Below are 7,762 nucleotides of genomic sequence, written 5' to 3'. Positions count from 1 at the left end.
TGTATCTGTGCTTACGATGGTGCGGAAGCATCTGTGACTCATTGTATCTGTGCTTACGATGGTGCGGAAGCATCTGTGACTCATTGTATCTGTGCTTACGATGGTGCGGAAGCATCTGTGACTCATTGTATCTGTGCTTACGATGGTGCGGAAGCATCTGTGACTGCTTGTATCTGTGCTTACGATGGTGCGGAAGCATCTGTGACTGCTTGTTTTTGTGCTTACGAATAAGAAAATATAGCCTAGTTCATTTGAGTGGCACGATACTGAACCTCTAGTTGCTATGCCAGTGATTTCCTAGGCTGTACATTGTTGACGAGGTTAAAGATGTTGAGTTGCGCTCAAAACTTTACTTTATCCTGAGTTTTGTGCATTTTCTTCATCTACCTCGTCTTCATCGGTTTTTGTTTTAAGTCATTAGACCAAATTAAGATGATAGCCCTAACTTCTATGCTTCAAAATAATCGTCTCAAAGACCGCCGTCTTCAGTTTGTTCGAGCTCATCATGTACTGCTGTTGCTGTTAAAGAGTCAGAGTTAGAGAAAAGCCGATTAGAAAATTTTTGTTTCTACTACGATCGACGTGATGAATGTCAACCGCATCCCCGATATATTGATTTTTATTGAAAATGACTCTGATGAACAGATCAAAACTTAGAATAGCCGATCGATATCTGGAGTTTTTTATAATCAAACAGTAACAGGACTTACGCACAAGATACGAAAAATCTTGGTTAAGAGATTGCTTCCCTGTGGTCGCAATGACGAAAATAGGTTCATCTTATGTAAGTCCTAAGTAATAGAAAATCAATCAAAAAAATAATGTTACATATCAATCTTCCGGTCACCCTCTTCTATAGTCTCTCCGTCAATCATCTGTAGCAAACACTCTGCTGTCATCGACTCACCCACCTAATCGTGTTTTGTAACTGACCATCACCATGAACAATCATCCCTTCGCTATTTCCCTCAATTCCGATATCCAGGTCACAAACACCGAAGACTACTACACCCTGCAATCGGCAGAATCCGAGCCGACGGCTTTGCTCACCCTTGCCACAACGCCCGGAATCGGTATGGCTCTCGATCATCTCAAGGCAGGCAATACCACCCCCGAATCACTCGTGCAAGGGTTAGCCCAACTTGATGGTCAGGCTGCCGGGGAACAGTTTGGGCAGATGCTACAACAATTGGATGAGCGGGGTTGGTTGAGTTATGCCGTGTTGCCACTGGCAGTGGCGATCCCGATGGTGGATTCCGCCGAGTTGAATCTGACCGAACCCTACTGGACACAAACCCGTCTCACCCTCTCCCGCTTTGCCTATCAACATCCCTACGAAGGCACAATGGTGCTGGAGTCCCCTCTCTCGAAGTTTCGGGTCAAGCTCCTCGACTGGCGAGCAAGTGCGCTGCTGGCTCAACTTGCCCAGCCCCAAACTTTAGGCACACTTACACCACCGCCCTACCTGGGTCCAGAAACCGCCTATCAGTTCCTCAATTTGCTTTGGGCAGCGGGGTTTCTGACGGCTGACCCTGAACTTCCCTCGCTACAACTTTGGGATTTTCATAACCTGCTGTTCCACAGCCGCAGCCGTAACGGCCGCCATGACTACCCAGTCACAGATTATGACATTGAGCAGTGGTCAGATTTCCCAGTAGTGAAACCGCCCATGAGCGACCAGATTGTTTTACTGCAGCGTCCGAATTTGGAGGCATTGATGTATAACGATACTACGCTCACGAAAGCCATTGAAACACGAAAATCGGTTCGAGAATATGATAACAACCATCCAATCTCGATCGAGCAACTGGGCGAACTACTGTATCGCACGGCCCGTGTTAAGGAATTACTTAACGCAGAAGATTGGTTCGCTGAGACTTGGCAAAGACTTCCAGATCATAAACCAGCTGTTGACTATGGCGAATTGAGCCGTCGTCCCTATCCCGGTGGCGGGGCAATGTATGAATTGGAAATTTATCCGGTGGTACGGCATTGTCAAGGATTGAACTCAGGGGTGTATCACTACGACCCTCTGAATCACCAGCTCGAGCTGATTGTCGAATCAGAGGATGATATTGTAGCTTTGTTAGGTTATAATTTGGCCAAAGTTATACTGCATCCATGTCCACAAGTGCTATTGGTGATTACGGCACGGTTCGGTCGGCTCTTCCGTAGATATCGCTCTATGGGTTATGCAACGGTACTTAAGAACGTTGGGGTGCTAATGCAAAACTTTTACTTGGTGGCAACCAGTATGGGTCTGGCTCCCTCGGGTTGGGGGATTGGGGATAGCGATGCTTTTGGTCGGGCGACGGGTCTAGACTATCTGGAAGAGTCGGCTGTGGGAGAATTTGCGATTGGATCGTTGCCTAACCGCAATGTCGAAGCAAGTGGGTTGGAGTCGATTGAGGTTGATGACGCGGAAGGGTTGACTGAGGCTATGGTCTCAGCTAGTGAGATTGAATTTGGGGGAGTTGAGGCTGAATCTGAGTCTACTGAGACAGAAGTATTGGGAAATCAGCTTGAGTCAGTTGGGCTAGTGGCAAAAATTCCGTCGGCTCAGGTGTGGGAAAGTCCTGAAAATACCTCGGCGCAAGTTGAGGAAACTGGGGCTGAGGCTGTTGAGTTGGCTCCTTCAGATCCGATCGCCCAGGCTCTAGATTCATCCAGTGTCGCTGAGGGTGAAAGCTCGTCGGCGGGGATTTCAGCCAGTGAAGTTGAAAGTTCTGCAACCAAACTATCGCTGCCACTCCACCCCCATGACCTGGACGATCGCATCCCCGGACTGGCCCAACTCCACAACCAAACCCTCGGCGACCCCCGCATCACGATTGTAATTATAGACGGCGACCCCGATCACACATTATCCTGTTTTGCCGGAGCTCAAGTCTCCAAGGTTTTTCCCTACTGGCACGAACCAGCAGATCCAATCAGCCCAGAAGATTACGCTGCCTTCCAAGCAATCCGGGACAAGGGGCTCAAGGGTAAAGAGAAAGAAGATGCGATCGACGCTGCCTTACCAGAAAACGTCAAGGCGCGGGTTGAACTCAACGACCATGCCTGCCACGTCACCAGTACCATCGTGGGTCAAGAGCACAGCCCTGTTTTCGGCGTGGCTCCCAACTGCCGGGTAATCAATATGCCCCATGATGCCTTAGCTCTAGGGAACTATGACGATGTACTGTCTCCCCTCAACTTAGCCCGTGCCTTCGAGTTAGCCCTAGAGTTGGGTGCAAATATTATCCACTGCGCTTTTTGTCGCCCCACTCAAACAAGTGTTGGGGAAGAGATTCTGGTTCAAGCGATTAAGAAATGTCAAGACAACAATATCTTGATCGTCGCCCCGGTAGGGAACAATTCAAACGAATGCTGGTGTCTGCCTGCCGTGCTGCCGGGAACTTTGGCAGTGGGATCTGCAAAAGTCGATGGTACGCCGTCCCACTTTAGCAACTGGGGTGGCAACAACACACAAGAAGGCATCCTCGCTCCAGGTGAAGATATTTTAGGGGCGCAACCCTGCACCGAAAAACCCGTGCGCCTAACAGGAACGAGCATGGCAGCCCCCGTGATGACGGGCATTTCTGCGCTGCTGATGAGTTTGCAACTGCAAGAAGGCAAACCCGTCGATGCCGAAGCCGTCCGAATAGCACTGCTCAATACCGCGATTCCCTGCGACCCGGCCGTTGTCGCCGAACCAGAACGCTGTTTGCGCGGCTTTGTCAATATCCCAGGTTCAATGAGGGTGCTGTTTGGGCAACCCTCCGTCACTTTTTCCTTTGCGGGCGACCAAGTGACCCGCACCGAACGCGCTGGCTATACCATGCCTAGTGCTACGGTTGCCCCAGCAAGCATCATCGGCGCTATGGCTACTGATAGCAGCCGGGCCGTGGAACCCGCCACTCCTGCTACACCCACGGAAGCATCCGTTACTGCTGCTGCTGACCCCGCCACAGTGGAAGCCAGCACCGCCTACTCTGGCAACGTTTACGCCCTAGGGACTATCGGCTACGATTTTGGAGATGAAACCCGCCGCGACACTTTCAAACAACTGATGGCTCCCGCCGAAGTAAACGGCATCATGGTCCCCGCAGACCCCTACGATGCCCGTCAGATGATCGAACACCTCGATCGCAACCCCGATGAAAGCCGTTCCTTAATCTGGACATTGAGCCTAGATGGAGACACAATCTATGTCCTAGAGCCAACAGGAGCCTTTTCAGCCGAGATATACGAGATGTTCCTGCTGATGCTGGCGGGGCAACTGGAGGCAGAAGCCAGCGATGATTTTGTAGAGCGGATCAGCGTCCCCGCCCGACGTACCAACAGCACGGTGGAACTCTTCTCCGGTGCGGTTGTGCCCGTGGTGAAAGTACATGACGTGCGGGGGATGTACGGCTGGAAAGTGAATGCTCTGGTGAACGCGGCGATGGTGCGAATCTCTCGTCAATTAGACGAAGCCCAAGAACCGATCGTGCGACAAGCTCTGACCTCCTTCCTCAACCGAGTCTACAACGATCTGCGGAATTTGGGGCAGACTTCGCGCGATCGCGCCCTCAATTTCGCTGCCACCAACATCTTCCAAGCTGCTGTGACCTTTGCTCGGGCGATCGTCCAAAGTCGTCAACTCGACACCATTACAGTCGAAAAAAGCCCCTTCTGTCGCCTCAACAGTGACTGTTGGGATGTCAATCTTGAGTTTTTCGACCCGGAAAGCAGTAGTCGGGCACGCAAGGTTTTCCGCTTTACCCTTGATGTGGTGCAGCCGATGCCGGTGACTTTGGGTGAGGTGAAGAGCTGGTCAATCCCTGGTAAAGGGAGTGGAACGCAGCGGTGACGGACTCACGCCACAAGAGTCCTTATGGCGTGAGGTTCTGGGCAATTCCAGAACTTCCTTCGAGGTACTCGTAATTTTAGGAATCATTGGTGTCAACTTAACGTCTAACCCAGTTAGAGACTGCTGTTTGACTATTAAGGCGAGATCCCCCCTAGCCCCCCTTCAGAAGGGGGGGACAAGAGTCCGATCGAAGTCAACCCCTACTCCCCTTCTTAAGGGGGATTTACGGGGATCTAGACTCGGCTGTGAACTAGATTTATCAAGGGTTTCAGTCTTAAGTTGACACCTATGTTCACAAATAATCCTAATACCTTTCCGCGACTTAAGCTAAAGAGTTTTTATGAACAGGCATCTTGTCTGTTCCACAATTTGTATTGCTAAGGCTCAAGAAGTAAAAACATGGGAATAGAATTTAACCATTTATATATTACTCTCGACACAGAAACGCTAGAGTCAATCGCCAAATCAGAGTTCATTAGCCAAGAATTCTGCACAATATCCAGAGATACTGTAGAAACTGATACAGAGAGTTGGGCGGGAACCTATCTCAGAGGGAAACATAGCTATCTTGAGCTTTTTGCTCCGGGGGGTGCTGAAGGGTTTAGGGAAGGTTTTTCGGGTATTGGTTTCAATAGTAAACAAGCCGGACAGATTGATATTGTAGATGAAAAGCTAAAATCCTTAGTAGCTCAAGAAACGTTTTCTGATTTGCAAATTCGTCAAACCGAAGATGGAAAAGTACCCTGGTTTCATTATTTGGCGCTCAAATCAGAGAGAGAAGCCTTCAGTGCGTGGTTGATGGAATTCCATCAGGATTATTTAGATTATAAAAACATCCAACTTACCAGTGCTGGTTGCTTTGACCGTGCTGCTTATCTAAAAAACCTTGCTACCTCCGAAACTTCTTTATTTGACGACATTTCAGAAGTTCATCTTGAATTGACTTTAGCGGAACACGAGGAACTAGCATTACTACTTCGAGTCTTTGGCTATCACTCATCTTGCTCAGGAGATATTACTACCTATCGTTCTCATGGTTTTACTTTACAAGTATCTCAGAAAGTTGCTCCAAGTTATCGAATTCGCAAGGTTGTTTGCACGATGAAGGCGATAGCTCATCAGGAAAGAAAGTTCACTTTCGGTGATAATGCACAGTTAAATGTGGGTGGAGAGTTGGCAATTTGGCAGTTTGGATAACTGAAGCAATAAGTTAAAAAATAGCGATACTCCTTTGTTTGGTAGTGCAACTGATAAATTTGGCAACCGCTTGCTACCCTATTTATCAGTTGCGTCATGTCCAATAATGTCAGCCCTCAAGCTTTATATTATATAGCAATCCTAAATCATTCGGCTCTCCTGGCTATTCGGTGATAAGTGAAGCCTATCTGAATCCTGGTATGAGTTTCAAGACTTACATTGGAGAAATTTTGTGGTTTGAGATACAATTTTCACCATAAACCCAGGAGAGCCAATCATTCATGCAGATATGTAGGGGCGGTGCCAAGAGTGCCGGCCCTCCGGGCGATTTGGGCAACCACGGGGGGATTGCCCCTACAAGAATTATGCAAATGATTTAGGATCGCTATAGGACTTACGCAAAAACTCCGGGTTCTGACAAAAATCGTCGCTTTTTAGATGAATATTGACGCAGAACCCTGGTTTTGTGCCTCCCGTGCGTAAGTCCTGTATTACTCAAATATTGATGCTGAGCGGGATTTTTGAAGGCTGCAAAAATCGATAAGACACAAGCCTTTGGGCATCTGCTTCGAGAATTTTTGCTTCGATGTCATTCAGGTTTACCTTGAATTTGTCGAAAGCTATTTTCAACTGCGGCTCAACAAAAGATGAAGCAGGGTAATCGAGCAGGTTCGTATAGTAAACTGAACCCAGCAAAAAAAGCACTTCTATTTGGAGTAATGCTCGCTCTAGTGGCGGTAGCGAACCCATGAAATTTTGCTGCTGTGCGGGGTTGGTAGGTGCTGGAGAATAGCAACCCAAAGGAAATGCTGGTGCGTAAGTCATCAAACCGCTTTGCGGAAAGTTAACAGCAGCGTGTTGGGCGCTAGCTGCAAAGATTACCGTAGAGATAGCCTCTACTAAATAATCTAAGCTTGCAATCCGACCGTCAGCATTTTCGCCAATATAGCAGTGTCCCTTAGCAAACAATTCACCAGCCCAATTTTGCAGTTGTCGATCGGCCACTACGGACTCATCGCTAGAATAGTGCAGGCGCAGGTATTCGCCCACCCACTGATGAATGGCATCCCAAATTAGTTGTCCGTCATCTCGATAAGGATAAATCGGTAATTCCTGGGAATTATTGACACCGCGTTTTTCTAAAGTTCGGGGGAAGGCAACTTCATTAAAGTTAGCTAAGTGGCTCATCGCTTCTTTGATGGCTAGCTGGCCGTTACTGCCTATAGTGGCACTCAATAACAAGTCTATAGGCCCTTCTGGTGCTAATAAATTCTTATGTGCCCCGTAATTAATCAAGATAGTACCTTGCAAGTGAGGTTTCAACAAAACCATTACAGGATGACTATTATCGGTAAAGCAGCGATTAGTTGCCAGAACAAAAGGCTCAATAAATAAGTGAGTCTGAGCTAGGTGAGATATCAGCTCGTGGTAATTGCTATCTGCCATTTGCACGACGGTTTTAGCTGTCATCCAGTTGTCGCCATCTAGGGGCGTAAATATAGGATTGTCATCCCCCGGAACTGGCTGGCAGCGAATTGCTATTGGTCGTAAATTTCGATCTTGATACTGTTCGGGCGGTACTGCAAATAATGCGATTGGAGCATACATATACTTGGGAAGCCCACCAATATCGCTATTGACTAAACTATCGAGCTTGGAATAATCTGCCAGATAAAGTCGCCCGGATTGCAGTGCTGCTTCTAGATTATCTTCATGCAGAATCTCTCCGTA

General features: G+C 48.1%; 4 protein-coding genes. 3 read left to right on the top strand and 1 reads right to left on the bottom strand.

The window, feature by feature from the left end; all coding sequences use genetic code 11:
- From QZ918_RS22790 to QZ918_RS22780, 3 genes are all read left to right on the top strand, one after another.
- Positions 1-231, top strand: a 231-nt coding sequence (locus tag QZ918_RS22790; protein WP_293338611.1) for a hypothetical protein, incomplete at its 5' end; no start/stop codon positions are given.
- A gap of 709 nt (positions 232-940) precedes the next feature.
- The gene (locus QZ918_RS22785) at positions 941-4,834 is read left to right on the top strand and encodes a PatA/PatG family cyanobactin maturation protease (RefSeq protein ID WP_293338609.1); all 3,894 of its coding nucleotides are present in this window, start codon (positions 941-943) and stop codon (positions 4,832-4,834) included.
- A gap of 399 nt (positions 4,835-5,233) precedes the next feature.
- Positions 5,234-6,031, top strand: coding sequence for a DUF5829 family protein (locus tag QZ918_RS22780; protein WP_293338607.1), 798 nt, complete (start codon positions 5,234-5,236; stop codon positions 6,029-6,031).
- Positions 6,032-6,526: 495 nt separating this feature from the next.
- On the opposite strand, the gene QZ918_RS22775 is transcribed toward QZ918_RS22780, so the two are convergent.
- The coding region (locus QZ918_RS22775) for a lipoxygenase family protein (protein WP_293338605.1) at positions 6,527-7,762 on the bottom strand (1,236 nt) is incomplete at its 5' end.

The sequence above is a fragment of the Microcoleus sp. CAWBG58 genome, assembly GCF_020883045.1.
Lineage (GTDB): Bacteria > Cyanobacteriota > Cyanobacteriia > Cyanobacteriales > Microcoleaceae > Microcoleus.
Note: the sequence above shows the minus strand (reverse complement) of the source record. Positions and strands in the feature narration are given on the sequence as shown.